Here is a 232-nt window from a genome sequence, read left to right as displayed (position 1 = left end):
GAACTACCGCCTAACGCCGGCCGAATGCATCGGCTACCTTGCCGAACTCGACCGGCTCGGCTTGATCGAGCTGCGCCCGCTGAACCGCTACGGGCTGCGCGTTTCGCATACCTTCCACTGGCTGCCGGATGGCCCCGTGCAGCGCTTTTTCCGCGAGCACATGGTGCCCGATTATTTTTCGGGCCGCTTCGACGGGCCGGGCGAAACCCTGATGTGCCTGCCGGCGCGGCTG

1 pseudogene is annotated in these 232 nt (G+C 65.9%); it reads left to right on the top strand.

The annotated features are described in order from the left end of the window. Positions 1–232: pseudogene (locus KVT32_RS31795) on the top strand (XRE family transcriptional regulator); the annotation flags it as partial.

This window comes from Achromobacter sp. GbtcB20 (genome assembly GCF_019091095.1).
Lineage (GTDB): Bacteria > Pseudomonadota > Gammaproteobacteria > Burkholderiales > Burkholderiaceae_B > Achromobacter > Achromobacter mucicolens.
This window is presented reverse-complemented; position numbering and strand designations above follow the sequence as displayed.